Source organism: Sphingobium abikonense NBRC 16140, assembly GCF_001598335.1.
GTDB lineage: Bacteria > Pseudomonadota > Alphaproteobacteria > Sphingomonadales > Sphingomonadaceae > Sphingobium > Sphingobium abikonense.
Map to the genome: position 1 here is coordinate 92,228 of NZ_BCYT01000008.1, position 17,019 is coordinate 109,246.

A 17,019-nucleotide genomic window follows, 5' to 3' on the forward strand; every position below is an offset into this window, starting at 1 on the left:
CATGACCGCCTTTTTCCAAAATCTTGGCCTGCCGTTTGAAGGCGCCTGGCTGCTCTCCACCGTCATCGGCATCTTGCTGATCGCGCTGCCGGTCATGCTGGCCGTGGCGATGATCATCTATGCCGACCGGAAGATATGGGCGGCGATGGCGTTGCGCCGCGGCCCCAACGTCGTCGGGCCGTTTGGCCTGCTCCAGTCCTTCGCGGATGGCCTCAAGGTCTTCCTGCAGGAAACCATCATTCCCTCGGCCGCGAACAAGACCCTGTTCCTGATCGCGCCGATCATCACCTTCACCGTGGCGCTGATGGCCTGGGCGGTAGTGCCGTTTCAGGTGGGCGTGGTGCTGGCGGACATCAATGTCGGCCTGCTCTACATCCTCGCGATCAGTTCGCTTGGCGTCTATGGCGTCGTGTTGTCGGGCTGGGCGTCCAACTCCAAATATCCCTTCTATTCCGCAATCCGCGCCAGCGCGCAGATGATCAGCTATGAAGTCTCGATCGGCTTCATCCTGATCTGCGTCGTTTTGTGGGCGGGCAGCTTCAACCTGACCGCCATCGTGGAGAGCCAGAAGGGTTATTATGGCTTTCTGAACGGCAACGGCTTCAACCCGCTGCTCTTCCCGATGGCGATCATGTTCCTGATTTCGGCCATGGCGGAAACCGCGCGTGCCCCGTTCGATCTCACCGAAGCGGAAAGCGAATTGGTCGCGGGCTACCAGACCGAATATTCGTCGATGGCCTTCGCGCTGTTTTGGCTGGGCGAATATGCCAACGTCATCCTGATGTGCGCGCTCAACGCGGTGTTGTTCTGGGGTGGCTATCTGCCGCCGTTCGACTGGGCGCCGCTCTATCTCGTGCCCGGCATCATCTGGCTGTTTGCCAAGATCCTGTTCTTCTTCTTCGTCTTCTCTTGGGTGAAGGCGACGGTGCCCCGTTACCGTTATGACCAACTGATGCGGCTGGGCTGGAAAATCTTCCTGCCGACCTCGCTGCTGTTCGTGTTCCTGGTGTCGGGCTTCCTCATGCTGACGCGCTATGGAGGCGCACAATGAGCCTCGGTTATTACGTCAAATCCTTTACCCTCTGGGAGTTCGTGAAGGCGCACGTCCTGACCTTGAAATATTTTTTCAAGCCAAAGGCGACGATCAACTACCCCTATGAGAAGAACCCGATTTCACCGCGGTTCCGGGGCGAGCATGCGTTGCGGCGCTATCCCAATGGCGAAGAACGCTGTATCGCGTGCAAGCTGTGCGAGGCGGTGTGTCCGGCGCAGGCCATCACCATCGAAGCGCAGCCGCGCGAGGATGGCAGCCGCCGCACGACGCGTTACGACATCGACATGACCAAGTGCATCTATTGCGGTTTCTGCCAGGAAGCCTGTCCGGTGGACGCGGTCGTGGAAGGGCCGAATTTCGAATTTTCGACCGAAACCCGCGAGGAGCTGATCTACGACAAGGCCAAGCTTCTTGAAAATGGCGACAAGTGGGAACGCGCGATCGCCGCGAACCTTGCCGCCGACGCACCCTATCGGTAATGGGCGTGCGGAATCTCCAAGAGCCGTTCGGCCCGAGTAAGGACCGAGCTTGTCGAGGGCCTGTATCGAAGGCTCTGTGCGCGTCCTTCGATACTCGATCAGGTGAACCATCCCCCGGATGGTTCAGGATCGTCCGGGGGACGATCCGACCTGATCGACTTCGACAAGCTCAGCAGCCACTTAGGATGAACGGGGTAGGGGCCGAGGGGGCCGAGTATATCCAATGATCCATGTAATCGCCTTTTACCTGTTTGCCACGATCGTGGTGTGCAGCGGCGCGCTGACGATCCTGTCGCGCAACCCCGTCCATTCGGTCCTGTGGTTGATCCTGGCCTTCTTCAACGCCGCTGGCCTGATGATCCTGCTGGGCGCCGAATTCATCGCGATGCTGCTCGTAATCGTCTATGTCGGCGCCGTAGCCGTGCTGTTCCTGTTCGTCGTCATGATGCTGGACATTGATTTCGCCGAATTGCGGGCGGGCTTCGTCAGCTATCTGCCCTTCGGTTTGCTGGTGGCGCTGGTCCTGCTGGCCGAAATCGTGCTGGGTATCGGCCTGTGGAGCGTCGGCCCGATCGAGCTGGCGCAGCGCGCCGGCCCGGTGAACCCGGAGCTTTCCAATATCCAGGCGATCGGTGCGCTTCTCTACACGCGCTACATCTTCCTGTTCGAAGCGGCGGGCATCGTTCTGCTGGTGGCCATGATCGGCGCCATCGTCCTGACGCATCGCGCCCGCGGCGGTGTTCGTCCGCAAAATATCGCGCGCCAGAACCAGCGCCGGCCGCAGGATGCCGTGCGCAATGTCAATCAGCCCGTGGGGCAGGGGGTGGAGCTGTGATCGGCCTGCAACATTATCTGGTGGTCAGCGCCATCCTGTTCGTGATGGGGGTGCTGGGCATCTTCATCAATCGCAAGAATGTCATCATCATCCTGATGGCGATCGAGCTGATCCTGCTGAGCGTGAACATCAATCTCGTCGCGTTCAGCGCCTTTCTGGGCGACCTTGTCGGGCAGGTGTTCAGCATGTTCGTGCTGACCGTCGCGGCGGGTGAGGCGGCCATCGGCCTTGCGATCCTCGTCATCTATTTCCGCGGTCGCGGCACCATCGCCGTCGATGACATCAACCAGATGAAGGGCTGAGCCGTTTCATGATCCAGCTTATCGTCCTTCTCCCGCTGCTGGCGGCTGCCATTGCCGGCCTTGGCAACAAGGCCCTGGGCAAGCTCCCCGCCAAGATCGTAACCACTGGCGCGCTGTTCGTTGCCTGCGCGATGAGCTGGATGATCTTCATCCCGTTCGTCACCGGCCAGGCCGAAGCAAGCGTGACGCCGCTCTTCACCTGGATCGAAAGCGGCAGCTTCGATGCCCAATGGGCGCTGCGCGTGGACACGATGACGGCGGTGATGCTGGTCGTCATCACCAGCGTATCCAGCCTCGTTCACCTCTATAGCTGGGGCTATATGGACGAGGAGCCGGATCAGCCGCGCTTCTTCGCCTATCTCTCGCTCTTCACCTTCGCGATGCTGATGCTCGTGACCGCGAACAATCTGTTGCAGATGTTCTTTGGCTGGGAAGGCGTGGGTCTGGCGTCCTACCTTCTCATCGGTTTCTGGTTCCGCAAGCCCAGCGCCAATGCCGCCGCGATCAAGGCATTCGTCGTCAACCGCGTCGGCGACCTTGGCTTCATGATGGGTATCTTCGGCACCTATCTGGTGTTCAATACCATATCGATCCCGGAAATTCTGGAGGCCGCGCCGTCGATGGCGGGTTCGACCATAGGGTTCCTGGGTCATCGTTTCGACACCATGACCGTTCTCTGCCTGCTGCTGTTCGTCGGCGCGATGGGCAAGTCGGCGCAGCTTGGCCTTCACACCTGGTTGCCCGATGCGATGGAAGGCCCGACGCCTGTGTCGGCGCTGATCCATGCCGCGACGATGGTCACGGCCGGCGTGTTCATGGTGTGTCGCCTGTCGCCGATGTTCGAAACCTCGCCGACGGCTCTTGGCTTCGTGACCTTCATTGGCGCTGCCACCTGTCTGTTCGCGGCGACGGTCGGCACGGTGCAGACCGACATCAAGCGCGTCATCGCCTATTCGACCTGCTCGCAGCTGGGTTATATGTTCTTCGCCGCGGGCGTTGGCGCCTATGGCGCGGCGATGTTCCACCTTTTCACGCACGCCTTCTTCAAGGCGCTGTTGTTCCTGGGCGCGGGCTCTGTCATCCATGCGATGCATCATGAACAGGACATGCGCTATTATGGTGGGCTGCGTAAAAGCATCCCCATCACCTTCTGGACGATGACGCTCGGCACGCTGGCGATCACAGGCGTTGGCATCCCGCTTGTTGGCGTTGGCTTTGCCGGCTTCTATTCGAAGGATGGCATCCTGGAAGCGGCCTTTGCCGCTGGTGGAGCGGGCGTTGGCGCCTATTATGTCGGCGTATTCGCGGCATTGCTCACCAGCTTCTACAGCTGGCGCCTGGTGTTCCTGACCTTCTTCGGCAAACCGCGCTGGGCCGCGTCGGAGCATATCCAGCATGCGCTTCACGACGCGCATGGACATGACGATCATGACACGCACGGCCATGGGTCGGAACATGATAATGCGCCTGCGCAGGAAGATGCAGGGGATGAGCCGCATGCGCATGGCGCCGCAGCACATGCCTTGCCGACGGGAACCGGCGGCTATCATCCGCATGAAAGCGGCTTGGTGATGCTGATCCCGCTAGTCGTGCTGAGCCTGGGCGCAGTCTTTGCCGGCTTTGTGTTCCATGATCAGTTCATCGGCGCGGAAGGCGGCATGGAGTTCTGGAAGGGGGCGCTCGCCTTCAACAGCCATCTGATGCACGCTGCCCATGAGGTTCCGACCTGGGTCAAGTTCGGTCCCTTCACGGTGATGGCGATCGGGCTGCTGATCGCGTGGCTTTCCTACATCAAGAATACCGACTGGCCGCAGCGCTTCGTCGCGACCTTCGGTGCGCTTTACCAGGTCCTGCTCAACAAATGGTATTTTGACGAACTGTATCATTTCCTGTTCGTCAAACCTGCCTTTGCCATCGGCCGCTTCTTCTGGAAGTTCGGGGATGTCGGCTTCATTGACCGCTTCGGGCCTAATGGCCTGGCTGCGCTGGTCGTGCAGGGCAACAAGATCACGCGTCGGATCCAGTCCGGCTACCTTTACACTTACGCGCTGGTGATGCTGATTGGCCTCGCCGCAGCCGCAACCTGGGCGATGACACGATAATGGACGGCTTCCCCATCCTTTCCCTGATGATGGCAGTGCCGATGGCGGGGGCCATCGCCTGTCTCTTCGCGGGCGCAAACAGCGCACGCTGGATCGCATTGATCGCGACGCTGGTCGATTTGCTGCTCGGCATCATGCTCTGGGCGAATTTCGACCAGGCTGGCACCGCTGCGCAATGGCAGTTCCAAGAATATGCCCCGATCTTCGGCCGCTTTGCTTGGGCGCTGGGCATTGATGGCATCGCGTTGATGCTGATCGTCCTGACCGTCTTCCTGATGCCAATCTGCATCGGCGCGAGCTGGCAGGCGATCCAGAAGCGCGTCGGTGAGTATATGGCGGCGTTCCTGTTCATGGAGGTGCTGATGATCGGCGTCTTCACGGCACAGGACATCTACCTCTTCTACGTGATGTTCGAAGCCGGGCTCATTCCGATGTACCTCATCATCGGCATTTGGGGCGGCGCGGATCGCATCTACGCCAGCTACAAATTTTTCCTCTATACGCTGCTCGGCTCGGTTCTGATGCTGATCGCGATGATGTGGATGGTGCATGAAGCCGGCACGACCGAAATTCCGGCGCTGATGGCCTATAATTTTGCTCCGGGTGCGCAGACCTGGCTGTTCCTGGCCTTCTTCGCCAGCTTCGCGGTCAAGATGCCGATGTGGCCGGTCCACACCTGGTTGCCCGACGCGCACGTTCAGGCGCCAACCGCAGGGTCGGTCATCCTGGCGGGCGTGCTGCTCAAGATGGGTGGCTACGGCTTCATCCGCTTTTCGCTGCCGATGTTCCCTGAGGCGTCGGCGCAACTCGCCTGGCTGGTCTGGGGCCTTTCGATGGTCGCTGTGGTATACACCAGCCTTGTCGCGCTCGTGCAGTCGGACATGAAGAAGTTGATCGCCTATTCCTCGGTCGCGCATATGGCGATCGTGACGGTTGGCCTGTTTGCCTTCAATCAGGCGGGTATCGAAGGCGCGATGATGGTGATGCTGGGACATGGCCTAGTGTCGGGCGCGCTGTTCCTGTGCGTCGGCGTCATCTACGACCGGCTGCATACGAGGGAAATCAGCCGCTATGGCGGACTCAGCATCAACATGCCCAAATATGCGGTGCTGTTCCTGCTGTTCACCATGGCATCCGTCGGTTTGCCGGGCACATCCAACTTCGTTGGTGAATTCCTGTCGCTGATGGGCATTTACCAGGCGTCGAGCTGGGTCGCGCTGGTCTGCACCACGGGCATCATCCTGGGCGCGGCCTATATGCTCTACCTCTATCGCCGCATCGCCTATGGCGAGCAGGTCAATGCCGACGCGGCAGCGATGCCTGACCTGTCGATGCGCGAAATTGCGCTGTTGGCCCCGATCGCCGCGGCGGTGCTGTGGATGGGCGTCTATCCCGAAAGTTTCCTCGCGCCGATGCGATCCGATATTCGCGCGCTGGAAGCGCGCCTCGCTCCTGCGGCGCCCGCAGGTGATTCCCATATCAAGATGGGCGCGTCGAAGCCTGCTGGCGGCGCCACCCATGAAGAAGCAAGCGCGCACGGGGAGGCGCATTGATGATCGAATCCGCTTCCCTTCTGGCCGTCGCGCCGGAACTGGTCCTGACCGTTGGTGGTCTGGTGCTCATGCTCATTGCCGCCTGGGGCGGAGAAGCGAGCAGTCGTTTTGTGAACTGGCTCGCTGTGCTGACGCTGGCGATTGCGGGCTTGGCTCTGTCGACATCGCTGGCCAACGGGCCGGTTGCTTTCGACGGCCTGGTTCGGGCAGACGCGTTCTCCGCGTTTGCCAAGGGCATGATCTACGCAGCCGCTGCTGCCGCCATCCTTCTTGCCCCCCGCTATTTTCAGGCGGACGGAAAGGAGCGGCCCGAATATCCGGTGCTGATCCTTTTCAGCGCCGTCGGCATGGGCATGATGGTGTCCGCCGGTGACCTTCTGACCCTCTATGTCGGGCTGGAAATGCAGAGCCTTGCCGCCTATGTGCTGGCCAGCTTCATGCGCCAGGATGCGCGCTCGTCTGAAGCGGGCCTCAAATATTTTGTGCTGGGTTCGCTGGCGAGTGGCATCCTGCTCTATGGCGCGGCGCTGCTGTACGGCTTTACCGGCACGACCGCCTTCGACGGTATTGCGGTTGCCATGGGTGATGGCGTGTCGAACGGCGAACTGTTCGGCATGGTGTTCCTGCTGGCCGGCCTTGCCTTCAAGATGAGCGCGGTGCCGTTCCATATGTGGACGCCCGACGTCTATGAAGGCGCGCCCACCCCGGTCACCACCTTCTTTGGCAGCGCGCCCAAGGTAGCCGCAATGGCGCTGGCGGTCCGCGTCGCCATCGAAGCGCTCGGGCCGGCGGGCCTCGACTGGCAGCAGATCGTCATTTTCGTCGCACTGGCATCCATCATCCTCGGTGCTGTCGCGGCGATTGGCCAGTCGAACATCAAGCGACTGATGGCCTATTCGTCGATCAACAATGTCGGCTTTGCGCTGATCGGCCTCGCCGCCGGCACGCCGGCTGGCGTTGCCGCGACCATGAGCTACATGGCGATCTATGTCGTCATGACCATCGGCGCCTTTGCCTGCATCCTGCAGATGCGTGACGCGCAGGGGCGCCCCGTCGAAACGATCGCCAGCTTGGCAGGCCTGTCGCAGTCGCGCAAAGGGCTGGCGGCCGCCTTCGCGATCTTCATGTTCTCGATGGCGGGCATCCCGCCGCTCTTCGGCTTCTGGGCGAAGTTCCTAGTGTTCGACGCCGCCGTGGCCGCTGATCTGACCGCGCTCGCCGCCTTTGGCATCGCCGCGTCGGTGATTGGCGCCTTCTATTATCTCAAGATCATCAAGACGATCTATTTTGACGAGCCTGCGGCCGCTTATGAAGCAAAGGGCGGGATGGTTGAAAATGTCATTCTGACCGCTTGCGCAGTCGTGATCGTCTTTGGTTATCTGCTGAACCCCGCGCTCGATGCTGTCAGCGCCGCCGCTGCGGCGTCGCTCTTCTGACATTGATCCGCTTCGTCGCCGAAACCGGCTCCACCAATGCCGATATGCTGGCTTTGGCGGAGCAGGGCGCGGCCGAAGGCAGCTGGTTGCGCGCCGGCAGGCAAACCGGCGGGCGCGGGCGGATGGGCCGGCATTGGGAAAGTCCGGCCGGCAATCTCCATGCGTCCACTCTGGTTCGCCTGACAGCGGGAGATCCGCCAGCGCATAGTTTGGCGCTGGTCGCTGCCAATGCGGTCCATGCGCTGATTGCGCCCCTGTGTTCGGGGAACGCCCGGATCAAATGGCCCAACGACATATTGGTCGATGGCGCAAAGATCGCCGGCATATTGCTGGAGAGGGCAGGAGACGCAGTCATTGTCGGGATCGGCGTCAACGTCACCGGCTACCCCGAAGGACTGGAGCGTCCCGTCACGAGTCTGCATGCGCAGGGCGCGAGCGAAGCCGAAGCCGGCGACCTGATAGAGCGCCTCGCTCCATTATTCGCGCACTGGTTGTCCGTATGGCGCGCGCACGGGCTGGACCCTGTGAGGACGCACTGGCTGCTCAACGCGCATTCCCGGGGGACCGCGATGCGCGTGCTCCAGCCGGATGGAGAGCAGGTGGATGGGACTTTCGACACGCTGGATCGCCAGGGTATGCTGATCCTTCGCTTGGCGGATGGGCAGAGCCGTGCCATTCACGCGGGCGACATCATCCTCAATTGAAGGATCGGACCATGCTTCTCGCGATCGACGCGGGCAATACCAACGTCGTGTTTGCCCTGCTGGAGGGCAGCACGATCAAGGCGCGCTGGCGGATTGCAACCGATCCGCGCCGCACGGCCGACGAATATGCCGTATGGCTGAACCAGCTTCTGATGCTGGAAGGCTTCACGATTGCCGATGTCGATGCGGTCATCATCGCGACCGTGGTGCCCCGGGCACTGCATAATCTACAAGTGCTGGCCGACAAATATTTCAAGACGACGGCGCTGATCGCCGGGCAGGGCGCAGTGCCATGGGGCATCCGTCTCGATGTGGCGGAACCGGCCTCTGTTGGCGCGGACCGGGTTGTAAACGCAATCGCCGCCCACCATCTCTATGCCGAAGATTTGATCGTTATTGATTTCGGCACGGCCACGACGTTCGACGTCGTCGATTATACAGGCGCTTACAAGGGTGGCATTATTGCCCCCGGCATCAACCTGTCCCTTGATGCGCTGGTCGCCGCAGCGGCCAAGCTCCCCAAGATTGCGATCGCGCCGCCGGAAAGCCGATCGGTAATTGGCCGGACGACAGAAGCTCAGATGCATATCGGCGTTTTCTGGGGATATGTGGCGATGATGGAAGGTCTGGTCGCGCGCATCCGCGCGGAAATTGGCCGGCCCGCCAAAGTGATTTCGACCGGGGGCCTGGCGGTCCTCTTCAATGACAATAGCGATATTTTCGATGCGATAGCGCCTGACCTGACCATTCAGGGCCTGGCGCTGTTGTACGAACGGAGTTTGAATACAGAATGACACCTGGAAATGAGTTGCTCTTCCTGGCCCTTGGTGGGTCGGGGGAGATTGGGATGAACGTCAATCTCTATGGCTGCCAAGGCAAATGGGTGATGGTCGATCTGGGCCTCACTTTTGCCGACCCGGCCTATCCTGGCGTGGAACTGATCCTGCCGGACCTCAGCTTCATCGAGGAGCGGCGCGACGATCTGCTCGGCATCGTGCTGACGCATGGGCATGAAGATCATATCGGCGCGATCCCTTATCTGGCGGCCGATCTTGGCGTGCCGCTTTATGCAACGCCCTTCACGGCCGGGCTGATCCGGCTGAAACTGGAGGAAGAAGGACTGAGCGATGACGTCGAACTGAACGTCATCGATAATGAGGGGAGCTTCGCTCTTGGCCCCTTCGGCTTTCGCTACGTTCCGCTGGCGCACTCCATTCCGGAGGGCAACGCGGTCCTGATCGATACGCCTTATGGGCGCATATTCCACACCGGAGACTGGAAGCTGGATGAGCGGCCTTTGCTGGGGCAACCGTCCACGCCCGAGGAACTGACGGCTATCGGAGACGACGGTGTGCTTTCGCTGGTGTGCGACAGCACCAATGTCTTCAATTCGGAGGCGAGCGGATCGGAAGGCGATGTCCGTGAAGGTTTGATGCAGACTGTCGCCAGTGCAAAAGGTCGTGTTCTGGTAACGACCTTCGCGTCCAATGCGGCGCGCTTGCAGACATTGGGCGAGGTCGCCAACGCCGCCGGCCGCAAATTGTGCGTCGCCGGCCGTTCGCTTGATCGGATTATCGGGACCGCAAAGGCTGCGGGCTATTTGAAGGACTTTCCGCCGACCATTGACTGGGATGATGCGATGGCACTGCCGCGCAGCGAGGTTATGATCATCGCAACCGGCGGGCAGGGGGAGGCCCGGGCCGCACTGTCGCGCATTGCCTTCAACAGCCATCCGATCAAACTGGCGGAAGGCGACATGGTCATCTTTTCGTCTAAGCAGATCCCTGGAAATGAAATCGCGATTGGCCGCATCCAGAACGCGTTGGCAACCGCCGGCGTTCTGATGGTCACCGATCGCCAGGCCGAGGTGCATGTGTCCGGCCATCCCGGTCGTCCCGAACTGGAGGCGATGTACCGCTGGATCCGGCCGGAGATATTGCTGCCGGTCCATGGCGAACGCCGGCACATGGCGGAACAGGCGCGGCTGGGTCTCGCATCGGGTATTCGCCATGCGCCGGTCCAGTCCAATGGCGATATGCTGCGTCTGGCGCCCGGCGCACCGGAGATTATCGGGCGGCAGGATACGGGCCGGCTGGTGCTGGATGGCGACGTCATCCTGCCTGCGGACGGAGCGACCATCAACGAGCGTCGCAAGCTCGGTCTGCATGGCCAGATCAGCGTGGCGGTCGCGATCGATCGCAAGGGCAAGTTGATCGGGACGCCCGTGCTGCGAACGCAGGGTGTGCCCGTGGAAGAGGATAAGGCCGCTTTTCTGGACGAGGCGGCGCAGGAAGCCGGATCGGTGATGGCCAAAGGATCACAGGAAGACGAAGCCTTGCGGGAGCGCATTCGCCTGGCGGTGCGGCGGACGGCAACCCGCTGGACCGGCAAGAAGCCTCTGGTGGACGTGCTTCTTATTCGCGCCTAATGAATGCCCATGAACTGGTACGCGGTCTTTGCCATCTATTTTCTGATGTGGGTGATCTGCGCCTTCATCATGCTGCCCTTCGGGCTGCGGACGCCTGACGAAACGGGCGAGACGTTGATGCGGGGGCAGGCCGACAGCGCGCCCAGCAATTTCCGACCGGGGGTGGTAGTCCTGCGGGCTACCATCCTGTCGGCGCTGCTATTTGCACTTTATTATCTGAATTACACCCAAGGTTGGATCACGATCGACATGGTACCGGGCTATCAGTCCGCGTCATAATCGGCCGCGTCGGTTGGCGCCTCCGGGTCTCAAAAGGATGTGCCCCTGCTTGATCGTGCGAGGATCATAGGCGGGGGTTTATTGCCGGAGGCGTTCGATCGCCTGCGCAAGGGCGACATACAGCTTGCCCATGTCGGAAGACAGAATCGCGACGCCGAGTGCATTGCCATCCCGCGCGGACAGGATTACCCGCAGCATGGCTTCAAAGTCGTGGATATAGCGGTTTACATGATCGCGAAATTCCGCGTCCTCGTCATAGTGCAGGGCAATCTCGCGCGATTCCCCCGCATCGAGCAGCTTGACCGCCCGACGGGTGAACACGCCGCGGTCGCCCTTCAGATAGGCCGACCATGCGGAGTCCGTGACATCATTGGACAGGATTTTGGCGACGTCGATCGCGGTGCTGTTAAGCGATTCGATCAGCAGCGCTGAACGGCGCGCGAAATGATCGCGGTCGCGTTGCTCTGTCGCCTGGCGTGCTTCCTCGATGCGGTGATCAATGCTGGCGCTGGTATCGGCAATGGTCAGAAGCTGGCGGGTCAGGCGCTCCGACGCCTGTTGTGCAGCCTGAACGGCTTGATCGGCAACCTGCGCGATCTGAGCGATCTGGGCGCTGACCTTTTCGTTGATGACGCTTTCAACGGCTTCCTCACTGGCGTCTGCCAATTGCCTCGCCGCGTCCGGGATGGCGCGCCCAAGCGCCTGGCGCGCCCGTTCGGCCGCTTGCTCTGCCGTGTCCTTGACGCGCAGGAGCGCCGTGACGAGAAGCGGGCCGGCGCCTTCGGTAATCCGGGTGGCATCCTGATGCGCCGCGTCCAGCGCGCTACGCAACCGGTTGACGAGGTCGCGATTGGCTTCCAATCCGCCCTGGGTGCTTTCCAGCCATTCGGTCAGTCGTGCGCCCTGACCCCGCAACAAGGCTTCGGCTTCCTCCGCGCGGCCGACAAGGGCCTGAGAAATCGCTTCCAGCCGCTCCATCTCGGGCGCTGCGCTGCCCAGCAGATTGCGGCTTTGCTCCATCCGGTTGTCGAACCGGTCGAGCGCAGCAGGATAGGTTTCGTCCAGTTCGCGAACGCTGGCATCAAGCGCGACCATCAACGTTTCTGCATTGCCGATCAGCCTGTCCGCCGTCGTGCCACCAGCGCTCAGGGCCTCGTCAATGCGTCGCGTTTCCGCCGCCAGTCGCTCCAGCGCTTCGGTCAGCCTCTGGTTTCTGGCGATTGCCGACTGCTCCAGAGCCTCGAACCGCGTCTCGGCGGCGCTGGCGCTGTCCTGCAGTTCTCCATGAAGGCTGGTGAGAAGCGAGCGCTGGCCTTGGACGATATCATTGATCTGATGCAATCGGCCTTCGACATCGCCAATCGCTTCGGTCAGGCCGCCGACGGTCCGGTCGCCGATCATGTCGAGATGCGCGCGCGAACGGGAAATAAGGTCGGTGAGCGCGTCGGACTGGAAGCTCAATCGCCCATCGGTGAGCGCCAGCGCTTCCTGCGCCTGATCCAGCGCCGCGCCCAAACGCCCACGCAAATCCTGCTCGATCTGGTCCATGTCGCGCGCCAATGTGGCGAGAGCCTGTTCGCTGCTGGCTTCGATGCCCGTTTGAGCCGCCGCCACAAGGGCCGTCAGCGAATCGGCGCGCCGGGTCAGGCTGTCGTCGATGGTCGACAGCGTCTGCCGCGCTTTCTGCGCCACCGCGTCCAATCGCTCGTCGATCGCGGTCTGGGTCGTTTCCAGGTCATGGACTAGGGCGGTCCGCACCTTCTCACTGGAGCGCACAAGTCCGTCCTGCATATTCTGCATCAGCTGCGACAGCGCCGCGCATTGATCTTCCAACTGCGCGCGGCTTTGCTCCATCGCCTGACGCGCGCCGGTGGCAGTGGCCTCGATCCGACTTGCGGCGATATCGGCCATCCCCGCCACTTCGTCGGTGGAGGCGCGGGTCGCTTCCTGGAGCTGGCTCAGCTGGCTGGTGAGGCTCTTGGTGGCGGCCAGCATGCGCGCCCGGGCGTCGTCGGACAATTCGGTCAGCGTGTGCAACCTGGCTTCGAGCGTATCGATCCGCTCGCCCAGCGCATGGCCATTGTCCATGATTTGCGCGGCAATGCGCGCACTGCGTTCTTCCAGCGCCGGAATGGATTCGATCAGCGCGTCCATCCGATGGATGAGCGCTGTGCCAGCCTGTTCAGCCGCCTCGGCGCGTTCCGCCGTTACCTGAGCGCGGCTTGCGATCAATTCGGCGGATGCTTCCATATTGCTGCTGGCCGCAGCGCCGTAGCTGTCGAGCAATTGGGCCTGATCCTGCATCGTCCGGCGCGCGGATTCCAGCTGGGTCACGATATGCCCAAGGCGCAATTCGAGCAGGTCGGCTTCCGCGCGCATCGCCCGCGATGTGTCGCGATAGCGCCTTGCTTCCGTCCTGCTGTTTCGCATGAGCAGCATGTAGAGAACGCCAAGGAGGATAAGCGGGGCAGCTAGGGTGGCGATGGCCTGGCTCCAGCCGGCCGGGCCGGTCCCCGTGACATCCGACGCCACAATGCCCCAACCGGCAAAAGCAACCCAGCCTATGGCCACGACACCCAGGGCGACAGACGCCGGCCCCATCCATTTGGTGTCGCTATCATCCGCCGTCGGGGCGTCATCAATGTCCATAACCGCCTGCTTAAGAAGCAGGATGTCATCGGATTGCGGCTGTGAGTCCGTCGCGATCGGTTCATCGCGCCAAAAGTCGACGATTGTGCTGCCCCCTGTCATTTCACCACCTTAACAGCTTTTGCGCGCAGGCAAATGCCCCGTTACCAAAACTTAACGCAAGCCAGATAGAGTTGGTCGCCATGTCCTATGATCCTGGCGCTCTCGATGCGGCACTGGCCGCGGCCGTCGGCGACGATACAGCGCTCGTTGCCGATCTGCGCGTCGCGTTCCTGGAAAGCGCCGCCCGTCAGATAGACCTTTTGGGGCGTGCGCGCTGTGACGCCAACTGGCATCTGGCCGCATGGCGGCTGAAAGGCCTGGCGGCAAGCTTCGGACTGACATCCCTGATGGCACTGGCGGACGAAGCAGCGCAATCTGCCCCCGGCGATCCGAAAATCTTGCGGCGATTGCAGGCCACGCTGGATATGCTGGCGCGCGATTGACACTGGACTTGCGTCCAGTGCTTGCCCTTGCGAAAAGATGGCCAGTTAAAAACGGGTCCTCGTCATCATATCATGAGTTTCGCCGCCATTTTAAGCGCCAGCCGCGCTTCGGCTGATTCGTCGGGGGGGCTGCGCGCCTGTCTGCATTTTGCGGGGCAGACGCTGGTGGAATATCAGGCGCGACAGGCGGTACGCGCCGGCGCGGACCGTATCTTCGTGATGGTAAGCGTCATCACCCCCGCCTTGTCGCAGGCCGTGGACAGGTTAAGCGCTGACGGGATCGCCGTCGCGCTGGTGCGGGATATGGTGTCGATGGTGCGCGATGCACCGCGCGACACCGATATTCTGTTGATCGCGGACGGGACGATCGTCGCCCAGGCGCATGTCGATCATATGGGCTCGGCGGCCGGGGATACGTTGCTGGTCGCGGACGATTCCCGCGCCAGCGCTCCGCTTGAACGGATCGATGCAGGTCAACGCTGGGCCGGGCTCGCCCGGATCAGTCCCGGCCTGTTGTTCGGAACGCTCGACATGATCGGCGACTGGGACCTTGCGCTTACCTTGGTGCGCAGCGCGGTCCAGAAGGGCGCGAGGCGCATCACGGTGCCGGAGGCCGACCTGCTGGAAGGCAGGGCAGCGATGGTCGAGAGCCAGCAGCAAGCGGACCTCGTCGCGCAGGCCGTCACCTCCGTCGAGACGACACGCGCCTATGATCGCGGCGGCGTGGAACATTATGTCTTCGCCCCGGTCGCGCGATCCCTCGGCGCGACCCTGATGCGCCTGCAGGTGCCGGCTTTTCAGGTGCGCATCGGCGCGATGGCGTTGGCCGCCATCGCTTTGGTGCCGATCGAATTGACCTGGATATTGCCGGGTTTCTGCCTGATGCTGCTGGCAATCCTCCTTTCCGACTCCGCCGACCGTCTGGATGAACTGGCACTGCGCCCGCCGCCGAAGGGCTGGACCGCTTTTGCCACGCCCGCCCTGGCCCTCATCGGTATCACCCTGGCTGGCGCCAGCGCGGTGGCGTTCGACCTTGCCTTGCTCGTGATGGTGCTGCTCGTCGCGCTGCGCTGGCGACGTCTGGGCGGAGCAATGCCATGGATGGTGCTGACGCCCGCCACGCTGCTGATCCTGTTGATCATCGGCGGCGCGCTTGGCTTCATGCAGGAGGCTTATCGCTTCAGCATGCTCGCCGCCATCGCGTCTGCCGGTGCGCTCATCCTGCGCCGGCGCGCCTGAATTTTCTCCTGCACGGTTTAGTGCATTTTAACGACGTACATTTATGGTTCGGGTCATGAGCGGCCCCTCAACCATTTTGCGCGCCAGCCTGTCGGCGGACAGGCGGCTGCTCAGCGCGGACGCCCCCATATTAGGGCTGCAAAGGGAGGCGGGCGGCGACATTGGCACCGCGATGGCCGTGCCGCAACTCGCGGCCATCGCGCGTCTGGTCCAACGGATGGATGCGGCGGTGTCCCGTCCCGTCATCGCGGCGACCGAGCGTGGTCTGATCGATATGTGGGTGAGGGCGCGCCCTGACGCGGGCGGCGTGGCGATGGCGATCATCGACTGGCACGAACGCCCAGTTGAAGGCGAGTCGACGGAAACGCTCCGGCGAGAGGCTGACCTGGCCGCGCTCGCCGAAGGGTGGACGTGGCAGATCGATACCGAATTGCGGTTCGAAATGACGGCGGCCGGACACGGGCCTCAGGGCGTCTTGCCCGCATCGCCACCTTTGGCGGGGTCGCGCTTTGCCGGCTTCTTTGACCTGCGTGCGGAAGAGGATGGCGACCTGCCGATGCTGCGCGGTGTCGCGCAACGCCGCGCCTTTCGACATCAAGTCGCAGCGCAGGCGAGTGATCCTGCGCGGCTGTTCCAACTGTCCGGCTATCCCCTGTTCGATCTGGCAGGCCAGTTGATCGGATATCGCGGAGCGGCTTTCCCCTTGGATCACATGGTGCTGGCACCCTTGGCCCGGGAGCCTGACGTTACACTTTATCCCGCCGAGTTTGGCAAGCGGCTAGACCGGTCCTTGCGGCAGCCATTGGGGCGCATCATCGCCAATGCCGACACGATCAGTGCGCAGATGGAAGGACCATTGCGGGCCGATTATGCCGGCTATGCCAATGACATTGCGTCGGCCGGCCGTCATCTGATGGCATTGATTGACGATCTAGCCGATCTTCAGGCGATTGATCGCCCGGATTTTTCCGTCATCCTGGAAGACGTGGATCTGGCCGATCTTGGTCGTCGCGCGGCCGGTCTGCTTCGCGTCAAGGCGCTGGATCGCCAGATATTGATCGTTCCACCGCCCGAAGATGCCAGCGCGATGGCGACCGGCGAATTTCGACGTGTTTTGCAAATTCTGGTCAACCTGATCAGCAACGCAGTCCGCTACTCGCCCGAAGGCAGCATGGTGCGGGTGGTCACCGAACAGGCGCGTGGCCAGGCCCGGATCATGGTGATCGATCAAGGCAATGGTGTGGCCATGGCGGACCGGGAACGTATTTTCGAAAAGTTTGAACGGCTGGGGCGTGACGACGCTGGTGGCAGTGGCCTTGGCCTCTATATTTCCCGGCGTCTGGCGAGAGCGATGGGCGGAGATATCGAAATTGGCGGCGCGGTCGGCGAGGGCGCGCGGTTCATCCTCAGCTTGCCGGCGAAGAATTAGCGTCACGACCCCTCAGCGCGAAACAAAAACGGCGCCCGAACCGGA

15 protein-coding genes are annotated in these 17,019 nt (G+C 62.0%); 14 read left to right on the top strand and 1 reads right to left on the bottom strand.

Annotated features, from left to right (window positions below):
- The first annotated feature begins 1 nt into the window (after position 1).
- The 11 genes from nuoH (at position 2) to SAB01S_RS11205 (ending at position 11,172) form a co-directional block, all read left to right on the top strand.
- The gene (nuoH, locus tag SAB01S_RS11155; RefSeq protein ID WP_062733078.1) at positions 2–1,051 is read left to right on the top strand and encodes an NADH-quinone oxidoreductase subunit NuoH; all 1,050 of its coding nucleotides are present in this window, start codon (positions 2–4) and stop codon (positions 1,049–1,051) included.
- Positions 1,048–1,533 carry an NADH-quinone oxidoreductase subunit NuoI gene (nuoI, locus tag SAB01S_RS11160; RefSeq protein WP_062733079.1) on the top strand — a complete coding sequence of 162 codons (486 nt, stop codon included), beginning with the start codon at positions 1,048–1,050 and terminating at the stop codon, positions 1,531–1,533. The genes nuoH and nuoI overlap by 4 nt, the downstream gene beginning before the upstream one ends.
- Before the next feature lie 223 nt (positions 1,534–1,756).
- Complete coding sequence (locus tag SAB01S_RS11165; RefSeq protein ID WP_021225751.1) at positions 1,757–2,368, top strand: NADH-quinone oxidoreductase subunit J; 612 nt, start codon at positions 1,757–1,759, stop codon at positions 2,366–2,368.
- Positions 2,365–2,670 carry an NADH-quinone oxidoreductase subunit NuoK gene (gene nuoK, locus SAB01S_RS11170; protein WP_009821720.1) on the top strand — a complete coding sequence of 102 codons (306 nt, stop codon included), beginning with the start codon at positions 2,365–2,367 and terminating at the stop codon, positions 2,668–2,670. Before SAB01S_RS11165 ends, nuoK begins: the two co-directional genes overlap by 4 nt.
- 8 nt (positions 2,671–2,678) lie before the next feature.
- Entirely contained in the window at positions 2,679–4,772 is a 2,094-nt protein-coding gene (nuoL, locus tag SAB01S_RS11175; protein WP_062733080.1) for an NADH-quinone oxidoreductase subunit L, read from the top strand.
- Positions 4,772–6,325, top strand: coding sequence for an NADH-quinone oxidoreductase subunit M (locus tag SAB01S_RS11180; protein WP_062733081.1), 1,554 nt, complete (start codon positions 4,772–4,774; stop codon positions 6,323–6,325). The genes nuoL and SAB01S_RS11180 overlap by 1 nt, the downstream gene beginning before the upstream one ends.
- Positions 6,325–7,761, top strand: coding sequence for an NADH-quinone oxidoreductase subunit NuoN (gene nuoN, locus SAB01S_RS11185; protein WP_062733082.1), 1,437 nt, complete (start codon positions 6,325–6,327; stop codon positions 7,759–7,761). The genes SAB01S_RS11180 and nuoN overlap by 1 nt, the downstream gene beginning before the upstream one ends.
- 2 nt (positions 7,762–7,763) lie before the next feature.
- Positions 7,764–8,465 carry a biotin--[acetyl-CoA-carboxylase] ligase gene (locus SAB01S_RS11190; RefSeq protein WP_083951301.1) on the top strand — a complete coding sequence of 234 codons (702 nt, stop codon included), beginning with the start codon at positions 7,764–7,766 and terminating at the stop codon, positions 8,463–8,465.
- An 11-nt stretch (positions 8,466–8,476) separates the two neighbouring features.
- A complete protein-coding gene (locus tag SAB01S_RS11195) occupies positions 8,477–9,259 on the top strand; it encodes a type III pantothenate kinase (RefSeq protein ID WP_062733138.1) in 783 nt (260 codons plus the stop codon).
- On the top strand, positions 9,256–10,893 hold the full coding sequence (locus SAB01S_RS11200; RefSeq protein WP_062733083.1) for a ribonuclease J: 1,638 nt from the start codon (positions 9,256–9,258) through the stop codon (positions 10,891–10,893). Before SAB01S_RS11195 ends, SAB01S_RS11200 begins: the two co-directional genes overlap by 4 nt.
- A 9-nt stretch (positions 10,894–10,902) precedes the next feature.
- The gene (locus SAB01S_RS11205) at positions 10,903–11,172 is read left to right on the top strand and encodes a DUF1467 family protein (RefSeq protein WP_062733084.1); all 270 of its coding nucleotides are present in this window, start codon (positions 10,903–10,905) and stop codon (positions 11,170–11,172) included.
- A gap of 78 nt (positions 11,173–11,250) precedes the next feature.
- Here the strand turns inward: SAB01S_RS11205 and SAB01S_RS11210 are convergent, their stop codons facing one another.
- A complete protein-coding gene (locus SAB01S_RS11210; protein ID WP_062733085.1) occupies positions 11,251–13,923 on the bottom strand; it encodes a coiled-coil domain-containing protein in 2,673 nt (890 codons plus the stop codon).
- An 80-nt stretch (positions 13,924–14,003) separates the two neighbouring features.
- On the opposite strand from SAB01S_RS11210, the gene SAB01S_RS11215 reads away from it, so the two are divergent.
- The 3 genes from SAB01S_RS11215 (at position 14,004) to SAB01S_RS11225 (ending at position 16,974) form a co-directional block, all read left to right on the top strand.
- Positions 14,004–14,306: an Hpt domain-containing protein gene (locus SAB01S_RS11215; RefSeq protein ID WP_021225760.1), complete on the top strand. Its 303-nt coding sequence runs from the start codon at positions 14,004–14,006 to the stop codon at positions 14,304–14,306.
- 72 nt (positions 14,307–14,378) lie between these two features.
- Positions 14,379–15,545, top strand: coding sequence for a hypothetical protein (locus tag SAB01S_RS11220; protein WP_062733086.1), 1,167 nt, complete (start codon positions 14,379–14,381; stop codon positions 15,543–15,545).
- Positions 15,546–15,600: 55 nt separating this feature from the next.
- Positions 15,601–16,974, top strand: coding sequence for a sensor histidine kinase (locus SAB01S_RS11225; RefSeq protein ID WP_062733087.1), 1,374 nt, complete (start codon positions 15,601–15,603; stop codon positions 16,972–16,974).
- The last annotated feature ends 45 nt before the right edge of the window (positions 16,975–17,019 follow it).